This is a genomic window from Streptomyces sp. NPDC054813 (genome assembly GCF_053611365.1).
In genome coordinates, this window is the sequence record NZ_JBSHAF010000005.1 from 18,991 (window position 1) to 42,268 (window position 23,278).

Sequence of the window (23,278 nt, forward strand, 5' to 3'; positions counted from 1 at the left end):
CGGTGCCGGGCCCCGTGCCGTCCCGTGCCGGAGAGCGGTGGCCGTACGCTGGTGCCAGTCGTCTCAGTCGGTGGGGGCCCAGTAGTCCACGAGCGTGGTCACACCAGGTTCCAGGCTCTTCCAGGTGCCCTCGAAGGTCACGACGGCGAAGGCGGCGGCCGGAAAGCCCCGGCTGTTCATCCGGTCGCGGGCGTCGCCCTCGGAGCTGCCGGTCAGAATCTCGGTCACGCCGTGCACGCCGGGGTTGTGGCCGATGAGGATAACGTCCTGCGCGTCGTCGGGCACCTCGTTGAGCACGGCGATCAGCTCGCCCGGAGAGGCCTCGTACACCCGCTCCTCGTAGACTGTTTTCGGCCGGTGCGCGAGCTCATGGACGGCAAGCTTCCAGGTCTCCCGGGTGCGCACGGAAGTGGAGCACAGGGCCAGGTCGAAGGTGATGCCGCTGTCCGCCAGCTTGCGTCCGGCGACGGCGGCTTCCATCCGGCCCCGGTCAGCGAGCGGTCGCTCGTGGTCGGTCACCTGTGGCCAGTCGGCTTTCGCATGGCGGAAGAAGACGATCCTGCGGGATTCTGCGACGCTCATGTCACCCAGCTTCGCATGAAACAGGCCATCGGGCGCAGGGAGTTGACATGCGGCTTCACCCGGTCCGGAGGCGGTGGGGCTAACGCGTGACGATCTGCTGGACCCGCTCGACGAGATGGGTGACGGCCGGCTCACCCGTGGTCGCGTGAGCGTCCGCCGGGTTCAGTATCAGCACCAGCAGGGCGACGAAGGCGAGCGCGGGCAGGGCGAGGGCCCACCAGGGCAGCCGGACGTCGACGCTGCCCGGGGTAGCGGGGTGGGGCAGGGTGTGCGTAGGGGCCGGCATGATCGCCTCCGCTGGTCTCCGGGCTTCGGTGACCGCCCCTCGCGGCCACAACTCGAAATTACGGAATCCGCGGCCGCCGACCCATCCGGTGATCCACCCACTTCACCCTGACCCTCACCCCCTAGGGGATGGTGGTGCTAGCCCCACCACCGGCCGCCGGGGCGGTGGTCAGGGTGACGCGAGGGTCGCGATGACGGCGATGACGATGAAGATGGCGAAGAACGAGCCGAAGACGATCAGCATCTTCTTCTGACCGTTCTGGGGGTTCGGGTCGAGCACTGGCATGCGACCAGTCTGGCACCCCGCACAGGGGACGGATCGGGCGGGGTGGTCCGACACGCCGCCGGGGCGTCGACGGGGCCGGATCGCCCCGCCGGGGCGCCGACGGGGCGGCCGACGGTGCCCGCACGCCCCGCGTCGGTGTCAGGCGGCCGCCGCCTCGTCCTCGACCGTGCGGTCGCGGCCCGCCAGGACACCGACGGCCATCTGCGGAATCATCAGGCCGGCCATGAGGGCGATCGGCAGGCCCCAGCCGCCGCTGTGCTGGTAGAGCACGCCCACCAGCAGCGGGCCCGGGATGGAGATGAGGTAGCCGACGCTCTGGGCGAAGGCGGAGAGCTGCACGACGCCCGCGCCGGTCCGGGACCGCATCCCGACCATGGTGAGGGCCAGCGGGAAAGCGCAGTTGGAGACTCCGAGCAGCAGGGCCCAGGCCCACGCGCCGCCGGCCGGCGCGGCCCACAGGCCGGCGTATCCGGCGAGGCCGCAGACGCCGAGCGCGATCACGATCGGACCCTGGTGCGGCAGCCGGGTGGCCACGCGCGGGATGACGAAGGCCAGCGGTACGCCCATCACCATGGTGACGGCCAGCAGCAGTCCGGCGGTGCCCGCGGGCACGCCCGCGTCCCGGAAGATCTGCGCCATCCAGCCCATGGTGATGTAGGCGGCGGTGGCCTGGAGTCCGAAGAACACGGCGAGCGCCCAGGCGGTACGGCTGCGGGTGATCCGCAGGGCGGCGGGCGGCTGCCGGTCCGCACGCGCGCGTGCCTCGGCCACGGGCCCCGGTGCCGGTCCCCGGTCCCGGACCAGCGGAAGCCAGGGCAGCACCGCGGCCGCCGCCGGCCCCGCCCACACGGCGAGCCCGGACTGCCAGCCGCCGCCCAGCGCGTCGGTCAGGGGCACGGTCACCGCGGCGGCGATCGAGGTGCCGGCGGCGAGTGCCATCGAGTACAGGCCGGTCATGGATCCGACCCGGTCGGGGAACCAGCGCTTGACGATGACCGGCATCAGCACGTTGCTGACGGCGATACCCATCAGCGCGAGCGCGCTGCCGGCCAGGAAACCGGCCGTACCGCCGACGTAGGGGCGTATCAGCAGGCCGGCCGTGATGGCGACCATGCCGGCGCAGACCACCGCCGGCGGCCCGAAGCGGCGGGCCAGGCGGGGGGCCATGACGCCGAAGACGGCGAAGCAGAGCGGCGGCACGGAGGTGAGCAGTCCGGCCACGCTGCCGCTCATACCGAGCCCGTCGCGGACCTCCTCCAGGAGCGCGCCGAGGCTGGTGATGGCGGGCCGGAGGTTGACGGCGGCCAGCAGGATGCCGACCACGAAGAGCCGTGTCGTCCACGCGCGCGTGCCGTTCACCGGGCCCCGGCCGGGTTCCGTCGGACGTGCTGTCGTCGATGTCGTCGTGGTGGTTTCCTCGGCTCCCATGACGCCCATCATAGAATCATGGGATGATTGGTTGTCCAGCCCCGGGCGGCGGACCACGGCTGACCCCGCCGCTGCTGCCCGGCCCTCGCGTGCGAAGGTGTGTCATGCCTCTGAGCCACCCGCGCCGCTCGGCGCTGTCCGAGCAGGTCATCGCCGAGCTGCGGAACCAGATCGCCTCCGGCGAATGGCCGGTCGGCTCGCGCATCCCCACCGAGCCGGAACTGGTCGAGCAGCTCGGGGTGGCCCGCAACACCGTCCGGGAGGCCGTCCGCGCGCTGGCGCACAACGGCCTGCTGGACATCCGGCAGGGCTCCGGCACCTACGTCGTGGCGACCAGTGAGCTGGCCGGCGTGATGCACCGCCGGTTCGCCGGGGCCGATCCCCGGCACATCGCCGAGCTGCGCTCCACGCTGGAGTCCTCGGCGGCCCGGTTGGCCGCGGGCCGGCGCACGGAGAAGGACCTCAGGCAGCTCGACGCGATTCTGGCCCACCGCGAGCAGGCCTGGGAGTCGGGCGAGGCGGAGGCCTTCGTGACGGCGGACGCGACCTTCCACCTGGCCGTGGTGGCCGCCTCGCACAACGACGTGATGACGGCGATGTACGCCGACCTGGGCGAGGTGCTGCGGGACTGGCTGCGCGCGGACGTCGGCGCCGAGCTGACACCGGAGACGTACATGGACCATGCCCGCCTGGTCGACGCGATCCGTGCGGGCGACGCGGACGCGGCCGCCAAGGAGGCGGCCAGCTACCCGTACCTGTGCCGGCCGGGCAGGTTCAGCTCACCTTCTGGTGACTGATCCACACCGAGCGGACGTCCTGCCAGCAGCGGCCGGTGAGCCGTACGGTCAGCGCGGGCCCGGTGTCGGCCGGGGAGCCGTCGGTGTCGATGTCCCACCACTCGGCGCACTCGATGTGCAGCCGTACCCGGTCGGTGTCCACGTAGGGGTTGTGGCAGTAGGCCACCACATGAGAGCCGCGGACGGTCGTCCGGCACGATGCGCCGAACAGTTGCGGGGCCGGCCGGTGCCCGCCTCCCACGCGCGCGTGGGACACGGCGTCGTACGGCAGGGCCAGCACGAGCGCGAGGGCCACGGTCACTGGGGCCAGGCTGCGGGACATGCGCACAAGGGGACCTCCTCGGCCGGGCTGGGGAGGGAATCGCGCGGTGAACGCGTAATCCGGCGCGTAGTCCCAGGGTGCGCCGCCCGGGTGGCGGCGGCCCGGCCGGTGGGCCGAACGGGTGAGGCCCGCACCCCTTGTGGGATGCGGGCCCCGGAATGTCCGTGCGGAGGGTGTCCGTGCGGGTCAGGCGCCGATGGCGTGCAGACCGCCGTCCACGTGGACGATCTCGCCGGTGGTCTTCGGGAACCAGTCGCTCAGCAGGGCCACGATGCCCTTGCCGGCCGGCTCGGGGTCCTTGAGGTCCCACTCCAGCGGGGAGCGGTGGTCCCAGACGGCGGCCAGGTCGCTGAAGCCCGGGATGGACTTGGCGGCCATGGAGCCGATCGGGCCGGCGGAGATGAGGTTGCAGCGGATGTTCTGCTTGCCCAGGTCGCGCGCGATGTAGCGGCTGGTGGCCTCCAGGGCGGCCTTGGCCGGGCCCATCCAGTCGTACTGCGGCCAGGCGTACTGGGCGTCGAAGGTGAGGCCGACGACCGAGCCGCCGTTCTGCATCAGCGGCAGGCAGGCCATGGTCAGCGACTTCAGGGAGTACGCCGAGACGTGCATGGCGGTCGCGACGGACTCGAAGGGCGTGTTGAGGAAGTTGCCGCCGAGCGCGTCCTGGGGGGCGAAGCCGATGGAGTGCACGACGCCGTCGAGCCCGCCCAGCTCCTCGCCGACGAGGTCGGCCAGCCGCCCGAGGTGCTCGTCGTTGGTGACGTCCAGCTCGATGACCTTGGTGGGCTTGGGGAGCTTCTTGGCGATGCGCTCGGTCAGCGTGGGCCGCGGGAACGCGGTGAGGATGATCTCGGCGCCCTGCTCCTGGGCCAGCTTGGCCGCGTGGAAGGCGATGGAGGACTCCATCAGCACACCCGTGATCAGGATGCGCTTGCCCTCGAGGATTCCACTCATGGTGATCAGTGACCCATTCCCAGTCCGCCGTCAACGGGGATGACGGCTCCAGTGATGTACGAGGCGTCGTCCGAGGCGAGGAACCGCACCGTCGCGGCGACCTCCTCGGGCTCCGCGTACCGGCCGAGCGGCACCTGCGACACGATGGTGGCGCGCTGCTCGTCGCTGAGCACCTTGGTCATGTCGGTGTCGACGAAGCCGGGCGCGACGACGTTGAAGGTGATGTTGCGCGAACCCAGCTCACGGGCGAGGGACCGCGCGAAGCCGACCAGGGCGGCCTTGGAGGCCGCGTAGTTGGCCTGACCGGGACCACCGTAGAGGCCGACGACCGACGAGATGAGGACGACACGGCCCTTCTTGGCGCGCAGCATGCCGCGGTTGGCGCGCTTGACCACGCGGAAGGTGCCGGTGAGGTTGGTGTCGACGACCGAGGTGAAGTCCTCCTCGGACATACGCATCAGAAGCGTGTCCTTGGTGATGCCGGCGTTGGCGATCAGGACCTCGACCGGGCCGTGGGCGTCCTCGATCTCCTTGTAGGCCTGCTCCACCTGCTCGGTGTCGGTGATGTCGCACTTGACGGCGAGGCAGCCCAGTTCCTTGAGGACGGCGGGCGGCTCACCCGAGCGGTATGTGATGGCAACCTTGTCGCCGTTGTCGGCGAATGCGCGGGCGATGGCGAGGCCGATGCCCCGGTTGCCTCCAGTGACGAGAACCGAGCGGCTCAACGGATCACCCTTTCGTTCGGTCTGACCACCGGCCGGAACAGCTGGCACGACAGGCGGCTTCATCGAAAACCTATCGGTCCCGCCAGCACGGCGAGCAAGCGGGCACCGACAGTGGCTCGGGGGTGTCGCTGTCGGGTCCCTACAGAAAGGCCCGACGCCGGGCCGAAACCTGTGGTCCGTACACCCGCGGGCGCGACATGATCGGACGGACAGGCCACGACAGCAGGGAGACCTCCGTGCCTCATTCCATCGACGAAGCCTTCACGGCGCTTCCGCTACGGGCCCTGGCCGACGCCGCGCTGGCACGCGCGCGTGCACTGGGCGCCCAGCACGCGGACTTCCGGTTCGAGCGGGTGCGCAGCGCGTCCTGGAGTCTCAGGGACGCCAGGCCCGCCGGATCGTCGGACACCACCGACCTCGGATACGCGGTCCGGGTCGTGCACGGCGGTACCTGGGGCTTCGCCTCCGGCGTGGACCTGAGCCTGGACGCCGCCGCCAAGGTCGCCTCCCAGGCGGTGGCGATGGCGAAGCTCTCGGCGCAGGTGATCAAGGCCGCCGGGTCCGAAGAGCGGGTCGAGCTGGCCGGTGAGCCGGTGCACGAGGAGCGGACGTGGGTCTCGTCGTACGAGATCGATCCGTTCACCGTGCCCGACGAGGAGAAGGCCGCGCTGCTCGCGGACTGGAGCGCCCGGCTGCTGGCGGCGAACGGTGTAGACCATGTCGACGCCTCGCTGCTCACCGTGCACGAGAACAAGTTCTACGCCGACACGGCCGGGACCGTGACCACCCAGCAGCGGGTGCGGCTGCACCCCCAGCTGACCGCCGTGTCGGTGGACGAGTCGAGCGGCGAGTTCGACTCGATGCGGACCATCGCGCCGCCGGTCGGCCGCGGGTGGGAGTACCTCACCGGCACCGGCTGGGACTGGGACGCCGAACTGGAGCAGATCCCGGTGCTGCTCGCCGAGAAGATGCGGGCGCCGAGCGTCGAGGCGGGGCTGTACGACCTGGTGGTCGACCCGTCCAACCTGTGGCTGACCATCCACGAGTCCATCGGCCACGCCACCGAGCTGGACCGCGCGCTCGGCTACGAGGCCGCCTACGCCGGCACCTCCTTCGCCACCTTCGACCAGCTCGGCAAGCTCAGGTACGGCTCCGAGCTGATGAACGTCACCGGCGACCGCACCGCCGAGCACGGCCTGGCGACCGTCGGCTACGACGACGAGGGCGTCGAGGCCCAGTCCTGGGACCTGGTGAAGGACGGCACGCTCGTCGGCTACCAGCTGGACCGCAGGATCGCGAAGCTGACCGGCTTCGAGCGCTCCAACGGGTGCGCGTACGCCGACTCCCCCGGGCATGTGCCCGTGCAGCGCATGGCCAACGTCTCGCTCCGGCCCGATCCGGGCGGGCTGTCGACCGAGGACCTGATCGGCGGGGTCGACCGCGGGATCTATGTCGTCGGCGACCGTTCCTGGTCGATCGACATGCAGCGCTACAACTTCCAGTTCACCGGCCAGCGGTTCTTCAGGATCGAGAACGGGCGGATCACCGGACAGCTCCGGGATGTCGCCTACCAGGCGACGACCACCGACTTCTGGGGCTCCATGGCGGCCGTCGGCGGCCCGCAGACCTACGTCCTGGGCGGCGCCTTCAACTGCGGCAAGGCCCAGCCGGGACAGGTCGCCGCCGTGTCCCACGGCTGCCCCTCGGCCCTCTTCAAGGGCGTCAACATCCTCAACACCACGCAGGAGGCCGGTCGATGAGCGCCCGTGACAACAAGCCGCACGAGATCGTCGAGCGCGCACTGGAACTCTCCCGCGCCGACGGCTGTGTGGTCATCGCCGACGAGCACTCCACCGCCAACCTGCGCTGGGCCGGCAACGCGCTCACCACGAACGGCGTCACGCGCGGCCGTTCACTCACCGTCGTAGCGACCGTCGACGGCAAGGAGGGCACCGCCTCCGGTGTCGTGTCCCGGTCGGCGGTGACCGCCGACGACCTGGAGCCGCTGGTACGGGCCGCCGAGGCCGCCGCGCGCGGCGCCGGTCCCGCCGAGGACGCGCAGCCGCTGGTCACCGGCGTGCCGGAGGCGCAGGACTTCACGGACGCGCCCGCCGAGACCTCCTCGGCCGTGTTCGCCGACTTCGCCCCGGCGCTCGGCGAGGCCTTCGCACGCGCGCGTGCCGGTGGCCGCGAGCTGTACGGCTTCGCCAACCACGAGCTGGTCTCGACGTACATCGGCACCTCGACCGGGCTGCGGCTGCGCCACGACCAGCCCACCGGCACCCTTGAGCTGAACGCCAAGTCGCCGGACCGTACCCGGTCGGCCTGGGCCGGGCGGTCCACCCGGGACTTCAAGGACGTCGACCCGGGCGCGCTCGACGCCGAGCTGGCCGTGCGGCTGGGCTGGGCGGAGCGCCGGGTGGAGCTGCCGGCGGGCCGGTACGAGACGCTGCTGCCGCCGACCGCCGTGGCCGACCTGCTGATCTACCAGCTGTGGTCGGCGTCCGGGCGGGACGCGGCCGAGGGGCGGACGGTGTTCTCCAAGCCGGGCGGCGGCACCCGCGTCGGCGAGCGGCTGACCGAGCTGCCGCTGACCCTGCGCAGCGACCCGAACGAGCCGGGCCTGGAGTCCGCTCCGTTCGTCGTGGCGCACTCCTCCGGCGGTGACCAGTCGGTCTTCGACAACGGGCTGCCGGTCGGCGCCACCGAGTGGGTCGCGGGCGGCGAGCTGAAACACCTGACCACCACCCGGCACACGGCCGGTCTGACCGGGCTGCCGGTCGCCCCGGCGGGCGGGAACCTGATCCTGGACGGCGGCGACGACCGCTCCCTGGACGAGATGGTCGCGGCCACCGAACGCGGGTTGCTGCTGACCTGCCTCTGGTACATCCGCGAGGTCGACCCGGCGACGCTGCTGCTCACCGGCCTGACCCGGGACGGCGTGTACCTGGTGGAGAACGGCCAGGTCACCGGGCAGGTGAACAACTTCCGGTTCAACGAGTCGCCGGTGGACCTGCTGGGGCGGGCCACCGAGGCCGGGCGCACGGAAAAGACGCTGCCGAGGGAGTGGAGCGACTGGTTCACTAGGGCTGCGATGCCCGCGCTGCGCGTGCCTGACTTCAATATGAGCTCTGTCAGTCAGGGCGTATAACCTCGTAGCCGGTGGTCGCACGACTGCCCCAGGATCATCCAAAGATCATCCGAGATCGCCCAAGGAGATACGAGAACCGTGACGGACATCGTCGACGAGCTGAAGTGGCGGGGGCTCATCGCCCTCTCCACGGACGAGGACGCATTGCGCAAGGCGTTCGCGGACGGTCCTGTCACGTTCTATTGCGGCTTCGACCCGACCGCGCCCAGTCTGCACCTCGGCAACCTCGTGCAGATCCTGACGATGCGCCGGATCCAGCAGGCGGGCAACCGCCCGCTGGGCCTGGTCGGGGGTGCCACGGGCCTGATCGGCGACCCGAAACCGAATGCCGAGCGCACGCTGAACGCGCCCGAGGTCGTCGCCCAGTGGGTCGAGCGGCTGCGCGCGCAGATCGCCCCCCTGCTGGACTTCGAGGGGCCGAACGCGGCGGTCATGGTCAACAACCTGGACTGGACCCAGGGCATGTCCGCCATCGAGTTCCTTCGGGACGTCGGCAAGCACTTCCGCGTGAACAAGATGATCGCGAAGGAGGCCGTCGCCCGGCGGCTGGAGTCCCAGGAGGGCATCAGCTACACCGAGTTCAGCTACCAGATCCTCCAGGGGATGGACTTCCTGGAGCTGTACCGGCGGTACGGCTGCACGCTGCAGACCGGCGGCAGCGACCAGTGGGGCAACCTCACCTCGGGCACCGACCTGATTCACAAGGTCGAGCCCGACGCCGTGGTGCACGCGCTGGGCACGCCGCTGATCACGAAGGCCGACGGCACCAAGTTCGGCAAGACGGAGTCCGGCACGGTCTGGCTCGACCCGGAGATGACCACGCCGTACGCCTTCTACCAGTTCTGGCTGAACGCGGACGACCGGGACGTCTCCAAGTTCCTGCGGATCTTCAGCTTCAGGTCGCACGAGGAGATCGAGGACCTGGAGAAGCAGACCGAGGAGCGTCCGCAGGCGCGGGCGGCCCAGCGGGCGCTGGCCGAGGAGCTGACGACGCTGGTGCACGGCGCCGAGCAGACGGCCGCGGTGATCGCCGCGAGCCGTGCGCTCTTCGGGCAGGGGGAGCTGGCGGAGCTGGACGAGAAGACTCTGGCCGCGTCGCTCTCCGAGGTGCCGCACATCCAGGTCGCCGAACTGGGGCCGGTGGTCGACCTGTTCGCCGAGGTCGGGCTGGTGGCGAGCAAGTCCGCCGCCCGGCGGACCGTGAAGGAGGGCGGAGCCTACGTGAACAACGTCAAGGTGACCGCCGAGGACGCGGTGCCGGATCCTGCGGAGCTGCTGCACGGGCGGTGGCTGGTGCTGCGAAGGGGCAAGAAGAATCTGGCGGCTGTGGAGGTCGTCGGTTCGTAAGCGCCGTTGGGGCGCGGGGTGCGTTGCGGAGTGCCGGTCGGTTGTGGCTGGTCGCGCCTACGGGCGGAGCCGCGGATACAGCCCCGCGCCCCTACGGGGCGCCTCAGACTCGGTGCTTTCGCTTGCCCAGGGTTGCCATGTAGAGCATGTCGCCCAGGAAGACGATGATGATCGCGGCGACCAGCTGGAAGATGTGGCGGCTCCAGTCGATGCCTCTCGTCTCCGCCACGCCCACCGCGCGGGCGATCGCGTTGCCGGCGATCGCGCCCAGCATGCCGAAGATGGTCGTCAGCCAGAGGGGGCTGTGCTGCTTGCCCGGGATGACCGCCTTCGCGATCAGGCCCAGCACGAATCCCACGATGATCGCCCACAACCATCCCATGGCTGCCTCCTCGTACGGCTCGACGTGAGCATTACGCCAAGTTTCGGCCTGTCCGCCGTACGGCGCATGTCGGTACACCCGTACGCGGTACGGCGCAGAACGTTCACGCAGGCGGGCGGGCGCCCCGGTCTCGAAGGCGGCGCAGGCGCGGCGTAACGTGGGAGACGTCCTGGCCCGGTTCCCCGTACGGGTGAGGGCAGGGTAGGGGCCGGGGAGAGTCCGATGCGGGCGGATGGTGGAATGTGATGCGGAAGCAGCGCGGCGGCGGCAGCGTCCAGGTGTTCCGGATCACCGGGGCCCGCACCGGCCTTGCCGAGGACGTGCGCGGCCGGCAGCGGCGGTATGTCATCTCGATGTCCGTCCGGACCGTCTCGGTGATTCTCGCGGCCACGTTGTGGAACGTTGAACGCTATGTCGCCGTCGTGGCGTTGGTGCTCGGGGCGCTGCTCCCCTATGTCGCGGTCGTGATCGCCAACGCGGGCCGGGAGCGGCCGTCCTCACTCCCGTCGACGTTCGGTGTGGCACCGACCCGGCTGATGATCGCGCCGCCGCGCGCGGAGGAACCGCACCCGGAACCCGTCCCGGAGGACGTGGTGGCCGACCCGGCGGCAGGGGTGCGCGGTGAGCGGCCGGATCCGGTCTGAGCACCGGGGACGCGGCGTGAGCGGGCGACGGCCGCACACAAAGCTCAAGAAAAGCTCAGATCAATCGTGCTGTTCCGGTGCCGGGCGGAGGGTGACCCATGACATACTGCGTACGCGCTCCGCATCCCCCGTCGGAGCGACGGACCGACGCCGGGCAGCTCCCCCCGTGGCTGCTCGGCGTCGCCTTGTTCGGGGCTCTTTTTGCAAGACGACGCAGTGCGGGACGAAGCAGTGAGTGACGTTATCTGTTCAGCGAAGGGTTGCCGGGCCGACGCGGTGTGGGTACTGGCGTGGAACAACCCGAAGATCCACACGCCGGAGCGGCGGAAGACCTGGCTCGCGTGTGAGGAGCACCGGGAGCATCTCTCTCAGTTCCTTGGGGTGCGGGGGTTTTTGAAGGATGTCGTGTTGTTGAAGGAGTGGGAGCCGTCCCCGTAGGGCTCCGGTAGAGCGCCTGCCGGGCGGCTCTAGCCCCCGATCGCGGACATCGGCCGGTCCGGCTGGACGAACGAGGGATCGTCCAGACCCGCGCCCGCCTTCTTCCCCCACATCGCCAGTCGCCAGATGCGGGCGATCTCCTCGTCGGACCCGCCCGAGCGAAGCGCGCCGCGCAGGTCGGTCTCTTCCCTGGCGAACAGGCAGTTGCGTATCTGGCCGTCGGCCGTGAGGCGGGTGCGGTCGCAGGCCGCGCAGAACGGGCGGGTGACCGAGGCGATGACGCCGACGCGGTACGGGCCGCCGTTCACCAGCCAGCGCTCCGCCGGGGCGGCCCCTCGCTCGTCCGCGTCCTCGGGGGTGAGGTCGAAGCGGGTGTGGAGCGAGGCGAGGATGTCTCCCGCCGTCACCATGCTGTCGCGTTTCCAGCCGTGCTGGGCGTCCAGCGGCATCTGCTCGATGAAACGTAGCTCGTAGTCGTGCTCCAGCGCCCAGGCCAGCAGGTCGGGAGCCTCGTCCGCGTTCAGGCCCGGCATCAGGACCGTGTTGACCTTGACGGGGGTGAGGCCGGCGTCACGGGCGGCCTGGAGGCCGTCGAGGACGTCCTGGTGGCGGTCGCGGCGGGTGAGAGTCTTGAAGACCGCCGGACGGAGGGTGTCGAGGGAGACGTTGACCCGGTCCAGACCGGCCGCCTTCAGGGCCGTGGCGGTGCGCCGCAGGCCGATGCCGTTGGTCGTCAGGGACATCTGGGGGCGGGGGGCCAGGGCCGCCACCCGCTCCACGATGCCGACCAGACCGGGGCGCAGCAGGGGCTCGCCGCCGGTGAAGCGGACCTCTTCGATGCCCAGCAGGCGGACGGCGATGTCGATCAGGCGCACGATCTCGTCGTCCGTGAGCAGGTCGGACTTGGTCAGCCACTGCAGGCCCTCCTCGGGCATGCAGTACGTGCAACGCAGATTGCACCGGTCGGTCAGTGAGACCCTCAGGTCGGTGGCCACCCGGCCATAGGTATCGATGAGCACGTGGCCCCCTCCCTCGTCACGGATCAGTTCTCTTCCGTCACTTGCGAGCCTACGTGACAGCGCTGACATCGCGAGAGGCCCGATGCCACGAGGTACGACGCGGCCGCGTCGTAGGACCCTACGATCCCGTCGACGCGGCCAGTCGTAGGAAGGTCAGTGCGCTCCGGTGCCGGTCAGGGACCGCACCTCCAGTTCCGCGTACTTCGCGGCGTCCGGGACCTCCTTGGACAGGTAGGTGCCCACGACGCCGAGGAGGAAGCCGACCGGGATCGAGATGATGCCCGGGTTCTCCAGGGGGAACCAGTGGAAGTCGACGCCCGGGAACATCGAGGTCTCCTTGCCGGACACCACCGGTGAGAAGAGGACCAGGCCGACCGCGGTGACCAGGCCGCCGTAGATCGACCAGAGGGCGCCCCCGGTGGTGAACCGCTTCCAGAAGAGGCTGTAGAGGATGGTCGGCAGGTTCGCGGAGGCGGCGACCGCGAAGGCGAGCGCGACCAGGCCGGCGACGTTGAGGTCGCGGGCCAGGGCGCCGAGCACGATCGATACCGCGCCGATGCCGACGGTGGCGTAGCGGGCCGCGTTGATCTCCTGCTTCTCGGAGGCCTGGCCCTTCTTGATCACGTTGGCGTAGATGTCGTGCGCGAAGGACGAGGACGAGGCCAGGGTGAGGCCCGCGACCACGGCGAGGATCGTCGCGAAGGCCACCGCCGAGATGGTGGCCAGCAGGATCGCGCCCCAGTTGGAGTCGACGCCGCCGAGATGCAGGGCGAGCAGAGGGGCCGCGGTGTTGCCCGATTTGTTGGAGGCGATGATCTCGTCCGGTTTGATCAGCGCGGCGGCGCCGAAGCCGAGGGCGAGCGTCATCAGGTAGAAGGCGCCGATCAGGCCGATCGCCCAGAGCACGGACTTACGGGCGGCCTTCGCGGTGGGCACGGTGTAGAAGCGGATCAGGATGTGCGGCAGGCCGGCGGTGCCGAGGACCAGGGCGATGCCGAGGGAGAGGAAGTCCAGCTTGCTGGTGCCGGTGGCGCCGTACTTCAGGCCGGGCTCCAGGAAGGCACTGCCCTTGCCGCTGTTGTCGGCGGCCTTGCCGAGCAGGTCGGAGATGTTGAAGTGGAACTTGGCCAGGACCATGAAGGTCAGCAGCAGGGCGCCCGCGATGAGCAGCACGGCCTTGACCATCTGCACCCAGGTGGTGCCCTTCATGCCGCCGATGGTGACGTAGACGATCATCAGGACGCCGACCAGGGCCACGATGCCGATCTTGCCGCCGTCGCTGGTGATGCCGAGCAGGAGAGAGACGAGGACGCCCGCTCCCGCCATCTGGGCCAGCAGGTAGAAGATCGACACCACGATCGTCGAGGTGCCGGCCGCGGTGCGGACCGGGCGCTGGCGCATGCGGTAGGCGAGTACGTCGCCCATGGTGTAGCGGCCGGAGTTGCGCAGCGGCTCGGCGACCAGGAGCAGGGCGACGAGCCAGGCGACCAGGAAGCCGATGGAGTAGAGGAAGCCGTCGTAGCCGAAGAGGGCGATGGCGCCGGCGATGCCGAGGAAGGACGCGGCGGACATGTAGTCGCCGGAGACGGCGAGGCCGTTCTGGAAGCCGGTGAACTGGCGGCCGCCCGCGTAGAAGTCGGCGGCGTCCTTGGTCTGACGGCCGGCCCAGATGGTGATGACGAGGGTCGCGGCGACGAACACCGCGAACAGGGTGATGATCAGTGTCCGGTGCTCGCTGGCCTCGCCGGCCGCCATGGTGATCGCGGGGTTCATGCGCCGCCCTCCATCCGGGACTTGATGGCCTCGGCCTTGGGGTCGAGCTTGGCCGCGGCGTGGTGCGCGTACCACCAGGCGATGAGAAACGTGGTGAGGAACTGGGCGAGGCCGAGGACCAGGGCCACGTTGATGTTGCCGACGACCTTGGTGCCCATGAAGTCGCCCGCGTAGTTGGAGAGCAGGACGTACAGCAGGTACCAGGCGATGAAGCCGACGGTCAGCGGGAAGGCGAAGGACCGGTAGGAGTGCCGCAGTTCGGCGAACTCCGGACTCTGCTGCACCTCGGCGAACTCCTCGCTGGAGGGGAGCCGGGTCTGCGTGTTCGAGGGCGGTGGTGTCTCGGTAGCCACGGAGTCTCCTCGCGATACGGACATGCGGATTCTGACCTCACAGACACTTGGACCACCTACCCGGAGTGACGAGTCGACTCCGTCAGGTGATTCCGACAGGGGGCCTCGATCCTGCTGTGGCTCCCTCCTCAAGGTCACGGCGCCACGCGTGGACAGGTTCAACTCGCCCGAGTTCTTTCGGAAGTCGCCGATGTGAGTCGCCTCCGGTCATTGCTGGCCGGTGAGTGCGGGAGATAGCTTCGCCCTGCACCACCCGTCATGTACCTGCCCAAGTGGCAACTCGCGGCTCGGGCGGGCCCGTTTTCGGTTGATGTTCCGGATGATGTGGAGACCCCATGGCTCATCTGCGTTCCAGACGCGCGCTGGCGCTCGCCGTACCGGTTGCCCTGTCACTGACCGCCTCGCTCGGCCTACTGCCGGCGGCGGCTTCGGCGGCACCGCTGACGGCCTCGGCGACGCCGGCGGCGGACGGGCCGAACCTGGCCTATGTCGTCAACACCAGGACGGACCACCGCACGATCGAGTCGGTGCAGCGGGCGATCACCCGCAACGGCGGCACGATCGTCGAGTCGTACGACAGGATCGGCGTGATCGTCGCGCACTCGGCGAACCCGGACTTCGGCGCCGCGATGCGCGCGGTGCGCGGGGTGCGGTCGGCGGGAGCGACGCGGACGGCTCCGCTGAGCGCGGCGGGGACCACGGCCGAGGGGGCCGTGCAGGTCCTGTCGAAGGCGGACGCCGCGAAGGTCGAGAAGAGGGCGGCGGCCCGCCAGGAGCCCTTGGAGGCCGACCAGTGGGACCTGCGGACCATCGGCGCCGACAAGGCCGCCGCGGTCAACCCGGGGAGCCGCTCGGTGACGGTCGGCATCATCGACACCGGCGTCGACGACACCCACCCGGACATCGCCCCCAACTTCTCCGCCGCGCAGTCCACCAACTGCGTGTCGGGCAAGCCGGACACCACGTACGGGGCCTGGCGGCCGGTGGACGCCGACCACTACCACGGCACGCATGTCGCGGGTGAGATAGCCGCCGCCCGCAACGGCATCGGCGTGGCGGGCGTGGCACCAGGGGTGAAGGTCGCGAGCATCACCGTGGCCCAGCCCGACTCGACGCAGCTGTTCTACCCGGAGAGCGTGGTCTGCGCCTTCGTGTTCGCCGCCGACCACGGCGTGGAGATCACCAACAACAGCTACTACGTTGATCCATGGCTGTACAACTGCATGGACGACCCGGATCAACGTGCCATCGTTGACGCGGTCAACAGGGCGCAGTTGTACGCCCGGAGCAAGGGCACGCTCAATGTGGCCTCCGCGGGCAACTCGAACGACGATCTCGACGCGCACGCCCTCACGGACGCCTCCAGCCCCGACGACTCGACGGCCACGACCCGCACGGCCGACCCGCACGAGTGCTTCGACGTGCCGACCCAGCTGCCCGGTGTGGTCACCGTGAGCGCGGTCGGTGTCAAGAACGCCAAGTCCTACTACTCCAGCTACGGACAGGGCGTCGTCGACGTGGCGGGCCCGGGCGGCGACAAGTACCAGATCCCGGACACGCCGTCACAGAACGGCCGCATCCTGTCCACCCTGCCGAACGACCAGTACGGCTTCCTCCAGGGCACCTCGATGGCGTCCCCGCACGTGGCCGCGGTCGCCGCGCTGCTGAAGTCGACCCACCCGCACGCCTCCCCGGCCCGGCTCCTGGCCCTGCTGAAGGCCGAGGCGGACAACCCGGGCTGCCCGACCGGCCCCTACGACGGGGACGGCGACGGCGTCGTGGACGCCACCTGTGTGGGCGGGAAACACAACAACGGCTTCTACGGCTCGGGGGTCGTGAACGCGCTCCGCGCGGTCAAGTGACCAGCCCGCAGCAGGACTTCCCGCACGGCATGCTCGTTTCGCGAACGAACCGGAGGCTCACCCACATGACAGCGCCCCAGTCGCGCCACCGCCGCGCGCTCGCCATCCCGCTCGGAATGGCCATGGCCACGGCCCTCGCGTTCCTGCCCGACGTCTCGGCGTCCGCCGCCGACACCACGACCACGGCCACGGCCACGGCCACGGGCGCCTCGGACGCGAGTGACGCGACGTCCCTCAGCTATGTCGTCAACGTCCGCCCCGGACACGGCACCTCGCAGCGCGTCCAGCGGGCGATCGGCCGGGCCGGCGGTTCGGTGGTGATCTCGTACGACGAGATCGGCGTGATCGTGGTCCACTCGTCCAACCCCGACTTCGCCAAGACCCTGCGCAAGGTGCCGGGCGTGGACTCGGCGGGCGCCACCCGCAACGCGCCGCTGCCCGCCCAGTCGACCACCGACGTCGGCGCGCCCCAGGTGCTCAGCTCCGAGCAGGTCGCGGAGGCGGACGCGCAGGCGGCCGACGGGCAGGACCCGCTGGAGCCCTTGCAGTGGGACCTGCCCGCCATCAAGGCCGACAAGGCGCACGAGAAGACCCTGGGCAGCTCGAAGGTCACCGTCGCCGTGATCGACACCGGCGTCGACGACACCCACCCGGACATCGCCCCCAACTTCTCCGCCGCGCAGTCCACCAACTGCGTGTCGGGCAAGCCGGACACCACGTACGGGGCCTGGCGGCCCAGCGCCGCCGAGAGCCCGCACGGCACCCATGTGGCAGGAGAGATCGCGGGCGCCAAGAACGGGATCGGCATCACCGGTGTGGCGCCGGGCGTCAAGGTGGCGGGCATCAAGGTCGCCACCACCGCCGGGTACTTCTACACGGAGGCCGTGGTCTGCGGTTTCGTGTGGGCGGCCGAGCACCACATCGACGTCACCAACAACAGCTATTACACCGACCCCTGGTACTTCAACTGCACCACCGACCCGGACCAGAAGGCGCTCGTCGACGCCATCACCCGGGCCTCCCGGTTCGCGGAGAGGAAGGGCACCGTCAACGTGGCGGCGGCCGGCAACGAGAGCTACGACCTGGCCTCCGACTCGATCACCGACCCGGTCTCACCGAACGACGGCACGCCCAGCGACCGGGTGATCGACCCGCACAAGTGCTACGACATACCGACCCAGTTGCCGGGCGTCGTCACGGTCGCCGCCACCGGCGCGAAGGGCCTCAAGTCGTCCTTCTCCAACTACGGCCTCGGAGTGATCGACGTCGCCGCGCCCGGCGGCGACTCGACCGCCTACCAGTCCCCGGCGCCCCCGGCGACCAGCGGCCTGATCCTGGGCCCGCTGCCGGGCGGCACCTGGGGCTACATGGCCGGTACGTCGATGGCGACCCCGCATGTCGTCGGTGTCGCCGCATTGATCAAGTCAACCCATCCGCACGCCTCCCCCGCCCTGGTGAAGGCCCTGCTGTACGCCGAGGCGAGCGCCACGCCGTGCACCGACCCGTACGACATCAACGGCGACGGCAAGGTCGACGCGGTGTGCGAGGGCTCCAAGAACCACAACGGTTTCTACGGCTGGGGCACGGTGGACGCACTGGCGGCGGTGACCCGGTAGCATATATTGATTCAGTCAATACTGCATAGTGCAGTCATGACTGCAATCAACTACGCGTGGTCCGCGCTGGGTGGCGATCCGTCGTTGCCCGCGCGGATCACGACCGTGGCACGCGCGGGCACGCTCCGGTCACGCCTTCCCGTACGACGGCTGGCACGCGCGTGTGTCGGCGCGTGCGCGCTGGCCGCCGCCGAGCTGGGGGCGCGCCGGACCGGTTCCGCTCAGGTGCCGGGCGTTCGGGTGGACGACGGGGCGGTGGTGACGGCGTTCACCAGCGAGCGGCAGGTCCTGGTCGACGGGCGCGCTCCCGTGCAGTTCGCCCCGCTGTCGCGGTTCTGGCGCACGGCCGACGGATGGGTGCGCATCCACGCCAACTACCCGCACCACCGGGCCCGGCTGCTGGCCGCGCTGGGGCTGCCGGAGGGGGCTGCGGCCGAGGACGTGGCGGCCCGGATCGCCGAGCAGCCCGCCTTGGCGGTCGAGACCGCCGTCTACGGCGCCGGCGGGCTCGCCGTGGCGCTGCGCTCGCCCGGGGAGTGGGCCGCGCACGAGCAGGCGGCCGAGGTGGCCGCACGCCCCCTCGCCGAGCGAGGCCGTCTGGACACGGCCCACGCGCGCGTGCTCCCGCCGCTCGACGCCGGCGCCTCTCCCCTGCTGCCCGCCGCCGGGCTGCGCATCCTGGACCTGACCCGGGTCCTGGCCGGCCCGGTGGCCACCCGCACGCTGGCGCTGCTGGGCGCGGACGTCCTGCGCCTGGACGCGCCCTGGCTGCCCGAACTCCCCGACCAGCACGCCGACACGGGCTTCGGGAAGCGCTCGGCGACGCTCGATCTCACGACCGGCCGGGCGGCCTTCGAGGAGCTGCTGGCCTCGGCGGACGTCGTGGTCACCGGCTACCGGCCGGGCGCCCTGGACCGGTTCGGACTCTCCCCCGAGGCACTGGCCGAACGGCGGCCGGGGCTGGTCGTGGCCCAGGTGTCCGCGTGGGGCGGGTACGGGCCGTGGGGCGGACGGCGCGGCTTCGACAGCCTGGTGCAGGTCGCCACCGGTATCGCGGAGACCGAGGGCTCGGCCGACCGGCCGGGCGCGCTGCCCGCGCAGGCGCTCGACCACGGCACGGGGTATCTGCTGGCGGCGGGAGTGCTGCGAGCACTGACCGAGCAGTCGTACGACGGCGGGAGCAGGTTCGTACGGCTGGCGCTGGCGCGCACGGCGCGGTGGCTGACGGCGGAGATGGAGCCCGAGCCCGAGGACGGTGAGCCGTACGAGGGACCGGACGTCTGGCTCGCCGAGACGGACAGCTCGCTGGGGCGGCTGCGGTACGCACGGCCACCGGTGTCCTTCGCGGGCGGCCCGGCCGACTGGGCGCGGCCTCCGGTGCCGTGGGGATCGGATCCGGCCGAGTGGGCATGACCGCACCGCCCGGATGGCCGGAAACACACGAATAGACGGAATGACGCTCCGTCAGTTGTTTTCCGGCACTTGCCCGGTTCTGTCACGGCTGGCGAAGATCCTGGGGTGACGGCGACAGGACCGACCACCGAAGCGGCCGACGCGAGCGTCCCCACGAGACGCCCCGGCACCCGCCGGGCCGTCGCCGTCCTGCTCCTGGTGGCGCTGGCCGCGCTGGTGCCGCTGCTCGGACCGTCCGCCGCGTTGCACGACACCGGGGAGGCCGCGGCGCCGGGGGTGGGCGGCATCGCCCTGCTGCGCGGGGTGCTGTTCGCCGCCCTGTGCGTGCCGCTGGGCGAGGTCTTCGTGGACCGGCTGGCCCGCCGGCTGCCCGACGCGCCGCCGGAACGGCCGTCCAGCTGGGCGGCGTTCGCGGCCGCCGCCGGTTTCGTCGCCGCGCTGGCGCTCGCGTCGCTCGTGTCGACGGGCAACCTGGTACCGCGCTCTCTCGCCGACATCGACGTGGGCGGCCTGTACCGGTCACGTGACGGCAAGTTGGCGCTGATCGAGGTCAACGCCTTTCTGCTGGCCGGTCTGTGCGCCCGCGCGCGCCGCCCGGCGATCCAGGTGTGGCCGCTCGCCACGGTGGTCGTCGCCGAGGCGCTGCGCGCCCATCCCGCGCCCGAGCACAGCCCGTTGCTCGGCTCGGCGCTGACCCTGGTGCATCTGACGTGCGCGACGCTGTGGGCGGGCGGTCTGCTGCACGCACTGCGCCTGCTGCGCCGGTGGCGCGGCCGGGAGGCCGGAGCGGCGCTGCTCGGTCTCTACGCGCGCGTGGCCGCCGTACTGCTCGCGGCCATCACCGCGACGGGCGTGTGGAGTTCGCTGCGGCGGATGCCCGCGGGCACGATCCTGGACCAGCTGACGACGACGGCGTACGGGCGCACCCTGCTGGCCAAGGTGGTCCTCGTCGCCGCCGTCGCCGCGCTCGCGCTGTGGGCACGGTTCCGGCTGCGCCGGGCGGCCGACCCGCTCACCGCGTACGTCCCCGCGCGGGCCGAGGTGGCCGTGCTGGCGGTGGTGGTCGCGGTGTCGGGCGTGCTGACGGCACTGCCGGTACCGATCAGATGGACTTGACCGGGTCGCTTGTTCAGGTCGACCCGATCAAGTGCGCTCCATCAGGTGCGCTCCTTCAAGTGGACCTGATCAACCATTGACCGGGATATCGATCGGGATGTTGATTCAGCCGTTGGTGACGAGCACCTTCAGGGCGGTGCGCTCGTCCATCGCCTTGTAGCCGTCGGGCACGCCCTCGATGCCGACGGTCAGGTCGAAGACCGGCGAGGGATCGATGGTGCCGGCGAGGACGTCGGGCAGCAGGTCGGGGATGTAGGCGCGGACCGGGGCGACACCGCCGCGCAGGGCGATGTTCCGGTCGAACATCACGCCGAGGTCGAGGCCGGTGCCGCTGCCGTGCGGGACGCCGACGAAGCCGATCGCGCCGCCGTCCCGGGTGATCTCGACGGCCGTCCGCATGGACTGCTCGGTGCCCACGGCTTCCACGACCGAGTGCGCACCCTGGCCCCGGGTGAGCTCGCGTACGGCGTTCACGGCCGCCTCCCCGCGCTCGGCGACGACGTCGGTGGCTCCGAAGCGGCGCGCGATGTCGGTGCGGACCTCGTGCCGGCCCAGCGCGATGATCCGCTCGGCGCCCAGCCGCTGGGCGGCCAGCACGGCGCACAGGCCGACCGCGCCGTCCCCGACGACGGCGACCGTGGCACCCGGGCGGGCGCCCGCGCCGAGGGCCGCGTGGTGGCCGGTGCCGAGGACGTCGGAGAGGGTGAGCAGGGCGGTCAGCAGGTGGTCGTCGGAGGCCGCGTCCTTGGGCAGCCGGACCAGGGTGCCGTCGGCGAACGGGACCCGCACGGCCTCGCCCTGGCCGCCGTCGTACCCCACCGAGCCCCAGAAGCCGCCGTGCTCGCAGGAGGTGGTCAGGCCCTCGCGGCAGTAGTCGCAGACGCCGTCGGACCACATGAAGGGGGCCACCACCAGGTCGCCGCGCCGGACGGTGCCCACCTCGGAACCGGTCTCCTCGACGACGCCCAGGAACTCGTGCCCGATGCGCTGCCCCGGCTGCCGGGCCGCCTCGCCACGGTAGGCCCACAGGTCACTGCCGCAGATACAGGCGCGCAGCACGCGTACGACGGCGTCGGTGGGCAGTTGCACCACCGGCTCGGGCACGTCCTCCACGCGCATGTCGTACGGGGCGTGGATGGTGGTGGCGCGCATGGCGAGGATCCCTCTCGTGCGGTGTCGTGGGTGCGCTCAGGGGGTGGTCGGGCGCACTTCACGGTACGCCGTCGCCGGTGCGGGCCGCGCGTCGAGGGTGCCCCGGACCAGCAGGAACTGCCCTACTGCGTAGGTGAGCATGATCCAGAAGTCGGGTCTCGGCAGCTGCGGCCAGTCGGCGACGCCGGTCGCGATGAGGGTGTCGGAGAGCATGAAGAGCGCGCCGCCGAGCCCGGCGACCGGGCCGAGCCGGGTGACCGCCGTGTACGCCATGGCGGTGAGCAGAGTGCTGTAGCCGGCGACGGGGACGCGGAGCCCGGCGGGCAGGTCCGGCCACAGCAGGGCGACCAGGGTGACGAGGGCGGCGGCGTAGGTGACGGCGAGAACGCGGGCACGCGCGTGTGCCGGTCCGTGGCGGCGGAACAGGACGAGGTAGCAGACGTGCCCGGCGGCGAAACAGGCCATCCCCGCCATGAAGGCGGGGTCGGCGTCGGAGAGCAGCAGCACATCGCCGCCCCAGCCGCACAGCAGGGCGGCGACGAGCAGCCGCGGGCCGCCCGCGCGGGCGGTCCAGACGGCCAGCAGCGGCATCAGGAGCACCTTGGCGACGGCGTGCCCGGCGTGGAAGCCGGCGGCGAGGCAGCCGAGGTCGACCGCGAGGGCCAGGGCGAAGGCGGCCAGCAGCGCCCGGGACGCTCTCACGCGGCCACGGACTCCTCGGTCTGCTCCACGGCGGCCGCCGGCGCCCAGCCGGGCCCCCGGAACAGCCGCCCGGCCCGCTCCCGCCAACTGCGCGCGGCCTTCAGGTCCCTGCCGATGGCCAGGTACTCATGGGTGGCCACCTTGATCGGGTTGAACGTGTTGATGTTCTTGGTCAACCCGTACACCGGCCGCTCGACCTCCGGCACCCACGACCCGAACAACCGGTCCCAGACGATGAGGATCCCGCCGAAGTTGCGGTCCAGGTAGCCGCCCTGGGAGGCGTGGTGCACGCGGTGATGGGACGGCGTGTTGAAGACGAACTCGAACCACCGGGGCATCTTGTCGATGCGTTCGGTGTGGATCCAGAACTGGTAGACGAGGTTCGCGGAGGAGCAGAAGGCGAGCGCGGCCGGGTGCACACCGACGGCTATGAGCGGCACGTAGAACGGCCAGACGGTCAGCGTGGTCCAGGGCTGGCGCAGCGCGGTGGTGAGGTTGAACTTCTTGCTGGAGTGGTGGACGACGTGGCAGGCCCACAGGATGCGGATGACGTGATGGCCGCGGTGGGACCAGTAGTAGAAGAAGTCCTGCGCGAACAGCATCAGCGGGACCGTCCACCACAGGACGGGAATGCGCAGCGGGGTGAGTTCGTAGACCGCCCAGTAGATCGCGACGATCGGGATCTTCCAGACGAAGTCGAAGACGAGCGACCCAAGGCCCATGCCGACGCTGGTGGCCGCGTCCTTGGCCTCGTACCCGTCGCTGTCGTCGTCGGGATGAATGCGGTAGCTGATCACCTCGATCACGGTGAGCAGCACGAAGGCGGGTATCGACCACAGCACGACATCGGGCAGGTTCGGCATGGGGGCACCGTAGAACCGCTGGTCGGCTGCCGCTAGACGTTGTTACCCACAAGTATTGCCTGCGGTAC

The 23,278-nt window shown here is 70.9% G+C and carries 24 protein-coding genes; 10 read left to right on the plus strand and 14 right to left on the minus strand.

The annotated features are described in order from the left end of the window. Positions 1-63: 63 nt before the first annotated feature. From ACWGJB_RS10945 to ACWGJB_RS10960, 4 genes are all read right to left on the minus strand, one after another. On the minus strand, positions 64-582 hold the full coding sequence (locus ACWGJB_RS10945; protein ID WP_453379888.1) for a SixA phosphatase family protein: 519 nt from the start codon (positions 580-582) through the stop codon (positions 64-66). Positions 583-661: 79 nt separating this feature from the next. After that, a complete protein-coding gene (locus ACWGJB_RS10950; protein ID WP_453379889.1) occupies positions 662-868 on the minus strand; it encodes a hypothetical protein in 207 nt (68 codons plus the stop codon). 168 nt (positions 869-1,036) lie between these two features. Next, positions 1,037-1,153, minus strand: a complete 117-nt coding sequence (locus tag ACWGJB_RS10955) for an SGM_5486 family transporter-associated protein (protein WP_089107830.1) — start codon at positions 1,151-1,153, stop codon at positions 1,037-1,039. Positions 1,154-1,291: 138 nt separating this feature from the next. Next, entirely contained in the window at positions 1,292-2,593 is a 1,302-nt protein-coding gene (locus ACWGJB_RS10960) for a CynX/NimT family MFS transporter (protein ID WP_453379890.1), read from the minus strand. A 92-nt stretch (positions 2,594-2,685) separates the two neighbouring features. Between ACWGJB_RS10960 and ACWGJB_RS10965 the strand changes: the two genes are divergently transcribed. Further along, a complete protein-coding gene (locus ACWGJB_RS10965; protein WP_453379891.1) occupies positions 2,686-3,378 on the plus strand; it encodes a FadR/GntR family transcriptional regulator in 693 nt (230 codons plus the stop codon). On the opposite strand, the gene ACWGJB_RS10970 is transcribed toward ACWGJB_RS10965, so the two are convergent. The 3 genes from ACWGJB_RS10970 to fabG form a co-directional block, all read right to left on the minus strand. Beyond that, positions 3,356-3,706 (minus strand): hypothetical protein, encoded by a 351-nt coding sequence (locus ACWGJB_RS10970; RefSeq protein ID WP_453379892.1) that lies wholly within the window; start codon positions 3,704-3,706, stop codon positions 3,356-3,358. The genes ACWGJB_RS10965 and ACWGJB_RS10970 overlap by 23 nt on opposite strands. Positions 3,707-3,886: 180 nt before the next feature. Then, positions 3,887-4,654: an enoyl-ACP reductase FabI gene (fabI, locus tag ACWGJB_RS10975; RefSeq protein WP_453379893.1), complete on the minus strand. Its 768-nt coding sequence runs from the start codon at positions 4,652-4,654 to the stop codon at positions 3,887-3,889. Between the two features lie 5 nt (positions 4,655-4,659). Further along, a complete protein-coding gene (fabG, locus tag ACWGJB_RS10980) occupies positions 4,660-5,379 on the minus strand; it encodes a 3-oxoacyl-[acyl-carrier-protein] reductase (RefSeq protein WP_453379894.1) in 720 nt (239 codons plus the stop codon). 197 nt (positions 5,380-5,576) lie between these two features. Here fabG and ACWGJB_RS10985 point away from each other — a divergent pair, with 197 nt between their 5' ends. The 3 genes from ACWGJB_RS10985 (at position 5,577) to tyrS (ending at position 9,877) form a co-directional block, all read left to right on the plus strand. Beyond that, complete coding sequence (locus ACWGJB_RS10985) at positions 5,577-7,139, plus strand: TldD/PmbA family protein (RefSeq protein WP_453379895.1); 1,563 nt, start codon at positions 5,577-5,579, stop codon at positions 7,137-7,139. Further along, positions 7,136-8,530 carry a metallopeptidase TldD-related protein gene (locus ACWGJB_RS10990; RefSeq protein ID WP_453379896.1) on the plus strand — a complete coding sequence of 465 codons (1,395 nt, stop codon included), beginning with the start codon at positions 7,136-7,138 and terminating at the stop codon, positions 8,528-8,530. The genes ACWGJB_RS10985 and ACWGJB_RS10990 overlap by 4 nt, the downstream gene beginning before the upstream one ends. A 78-nt stretch (positions 8,531-8,608) precedes the next feature. Further along, positions 8,609-9,877 (plus strand): tyrosine--tRNA ligase, encoded by a 1,269-nt coding sequence (gene tyrS, locus ACWGJB_RS10995; RefSeq protein WP_453379897.1) that lies wholly within the window; start codon positions 8,609-8,611, stop codon positions 9,875-9,877. Between the two features lie 103 nt (positions 9,878-9,980). On the opposite strand, the gene ACWGJB_RS11000 is transcribed toward tyrS, so the two are convergent. After that, on the minus strand, positions 9,981-10,259 hold the full coding sequence (locus ACWGJB_RS11000) for a GlsB/YeaQ/YmgE family stress response membrane protein (protein WP_351694615.1): 279 nt from the start codon (positions 10,257-10,259) through the stop codon (positions 9,981-9,983). Between the two features lie 245 nt (positions 10,260-10,504). Here ACWGJB_RS11000 and ACWGJB_RS11005 point away from each other — a divergent pair, with 245 nt between their 5' ends. Both ACWGJB_RS11005 and ACWGJB_RS11010 read left to right on the plus strand, forming a co-directional pair. Then, positions 10,505-10,903, plus strand: coding sequence for a DUF3099 domain-containing protein (locus tag ACWGJB_RS11005; protein WP_453379898.1), 399 nt, complete (start codon positions 10,505-10,507; stop codon positions 10,901-10,903). 231 nt (positions 10,904-11,134) lie between these two features. Continuing rightward, entirely contained in the window at positions 11,135-11,341 is a 207-nt protein-coding gene (locus ACWGJB_RS11010; protein ID WP_450763139.1) for a hypothetical protein, read from the plus strand. Positions 11,342-11,370: 29 nt separating this feature from the next. On the opposite strand, the gene moaA is transcribed toward ACWGJB_RS11010, so the two are convergent. From moaA to ACWGJB_RS11025, 3 genes are all read right to left on the minus strand, one after another. Further along, positions 11,371-12,360: a GTP 3',8-cyclase MoaA gene (gene moaA / locus ACWGJB_RS11015; RefSeq protein ID WP_453379899.1), complete on the minus strand. Its 990-nt coding sequence runs from the start codon at positions 12,358-12,360 to the stop codon at positions 11,371-11,373. Positions 12,361-12,513: 153 nt separating this feature from the next. Continuing rightward, a complete protein-coding gene (locus ACWGJB_RS11020) occupies positions 12,514-14,133 on the minus strand; it encodes a solute symporter family protein (RefSeq protein WP_453379900.1) in 1,620 nt (539 codons plus the stop codon). Further along, positions 14,130-14,486: a DUF485 domain-containing protein gene (locus ACWGJB_RS11025; RefSeq protein WP_360481442.1), complete on the minus strand. Its 357-nt coding sequence runs from the start codon at positions 14,484-14,486 to the stop codon at positions 14,130-14,132. Before ACWGJB_RS11025 ends, ACWGJB_RS11020 begins: the two co-directional genes overlap by 4 nt. A 335-nt stretch (positions 14,487-14,821) precedes the next feature. Here ACWGJB_RS11025 and ACWGJB_RS11030 point away from each other — a divergent pair, with 335 nt between their 5' ends. From ACWGJB_RS11030 to ACWGJB_RS11045, 4 genes are all read left to right on the plus strand, one after another. Then, the gene (locus tag ACWGJB_RS11030) at positions 14,822-16,348 is read left to right on the plus strand and encodes a S8 family peptidase (RefSeq protein ID WP_453379901.1); all 1,527 of its coding nucleotides are present in this window, start codon (positions 14,822-14,824) and stop codon (positions 16,346-16,348) included. Between the two features lie 65 nt (positions 16,349-16,413). Then, positions 16,414-17,964 (plus strand): S8 family peptidase, encoded by a 1,551-nt coding sequence (locus ACWGJB_RS11035; RefSeq protein ID WP_453379902.1) that lies wholly within the window; start codon positions 16,414-16,416, stop codon positions 17,962-17,964. A 36-nt stretch (positions 17,965-18,000) separates the two neighbouring features. Then, positions 18,001-19,377: a CoA transferase gene (locus tag ACWGJB_RS11040; RefSeq protein ID WP_453379903.1), complete on the plus strand. Its 1,377-nt coding sequence runs from the start codon at positions 18,001-18,003 to the stop codon at positions 19,375-19,377. A 105-nt stretch (positions 19,378-19,482) separates the two neighbouring features. Further along, on the plus strand, positions 19,483-20,493 hold the full coding sequence (locus ACWGJB_RS11045) for a CopD family protein (protein WP_453379904.1): 1,011 nt from the start codon (positions 19,483-19,485) through the stop codon (positions 20,491-20,493). A gap of 105 nt (positions 20,494-20,598) precedes the next feature. Here the strand turns inward: ACWGJB_RS11045 and ACWGJB_RS11050 are convergent, their stop codons facing one another. From ACWGJB_RS11050 to ACWGJB_RS11060, 3 genes are read right to left on the minus strand one after another with little or no spacing between them, the layout of a single operon-like run. Then, entirely contained in the window at positions 20,599-21,645 is a 1,047-nt protein-coding gene (locus ACWGJB_RS11050; RefSeq protein WP_453379905.1) for a zinc-dependent alcohol dehydrogenase family protein, read from the minus strand. A 36-nt stretch (positions 21,646-21,681) separates the two neighbouring features. After that, a complete protein-coding gene (locus tag ACWGJB_RS11055; RefSeq protein WP_453379906.1) occupies positions 21,682-22,347 on the minus strand; it encodes a lysoplasmalogenase in 666 nt (221 codons plus the stop codon). Continuing rightward, positions 22,344-23,210, minus strand: a complete 867-nt coding sequence (locus ACWGJB_RS11060; RefSeq protein WP_453379907.1) for a sterol desaturase family protein — start codon at positions 23,208-23,210, stop codon at positions 22,344-22,346. The genes ACWGJB_RS11055 and ACWGJB_RS11060 overlap by 4 nt, the downstream gene beginning before the upstream one ends. Positions 23,211-23,278: the final 68 nt, after the last annotated feature.

Bases quoted from the DNA above. Each gene is read 5' to 3' on its own strand.
- ACWGJB_RS11030 (WP_453379901.1), top strand. From the start codon at position 14,822: ATGGCTCATCTGCGTTCCAGACGCGCGCTGGCGCTCGCCGTACCGGTT.
- ACWGJB_RS11020 (WP_453379900.1), bottom strand. From the start codon at position 14,133: ATGAACCCCGCGATCACCATGGCGGCCGGCGAGGCCAGCGAGCACCGG.
- ACWGJB_RS11000 (WP_351694615.1), bottom strand. From the start codon at position 10,259: ATGGGATGGTTGTGGGCGATCATCGTGGGATTCGTGCTGGGCCTGATC.
- ACWGJB_RS11005 (WP_453379898.1), top strand. From the start codon at position 10,505: ATGCGGAAGCAGCGCGGCGGCGGCAGCGTCCAGGTGTTCCGGATCACC.
- fabI (WP_453379893.1), bottom strand. From the start codon at position 4,654: ATGAGTGGAATCCTCGAGGGCAAGCGCATCCTGATCACGGGTGTGCTG.
- ACWGJB_RS10950 (WP_453379889.1), bottom strand. From the start codon at position 868: ATGCCGGCCCCTACGCACACCCTGCCCCACCCCGCTACCCCGGGCAGC.
- ACWGJB_RS10945 (WP_453379888.1), bottom strand. From the start codon at position 582: ATGAGCGTCGCAGAATCCCGCAGGATCGTCTTCTTCCGCCATGCGAAA.
- ACWGJB_RS10965 (WP_453379891.1), top strand. From the start codon at position 2,686: ATGCCTCTGAGCCACCCGCGCCGCTCGGCGCTGTCCGAGCAGGTCATC.
- ACWGJB_RS10985 (WP_453379895.1), top strand. From the start codon at position 5,577: ATGATCGGACGGACAGGCCACGACAGCAGGGAGACCTCCGTGCCTCAT.
- ACWGJB_RS10990 (WP_453379896.1), top strand. From the start codon at position 7,136: ATGAGCGCCCGTGACAACAAGCCGCACGAGATCGTCGAGCGCGCACTG.
- ACWGJB_RS11060 (WP_453379907.1), bottom strand. From the start codon at position 23,210: ATGCCGAACCTGCCCGATGTCGTGCTGTGGTCGATACCCGCCTTCGTG.
- ACWGJB_RS11040 (WP_453379903.1), top strand. From the start codon at position 18,001: ATGACTGCAATCAACTACGCGTGGTCCGCGCTGGGTGGCGATCCGTCG.
- ACWGJB_RS10955 (WP_089107830.1), bottom strand. From the start codon at position 1,153: ATGCCAGTGCTCGACCCGAACCCCCAGAACGGTCAGAAGAAGATGCTG.
- ACWGJB_RS11050 (WP_453379905.1), bottom strand. From the start codon at position 21,645: ATGCGCGCCACCACCATCCACGCCCCGTACGACATGCGCGTGGAGGAC.
- ACWGJB_RS10960 (WP_453379890.1), bottom strand. From the start codon at position 2,593: ATGATGGGCGTCATGGGAGCCGAGGAAACCACCACGACGACATCGACG.
- ACWGJB_RS11035 (WP_453379902.1), top strand. From the start codon at position 16,414: ATGACAGCGCCCCAGTCGCGCCACCGCCGCGCGCTCGCCATCCCGCTC.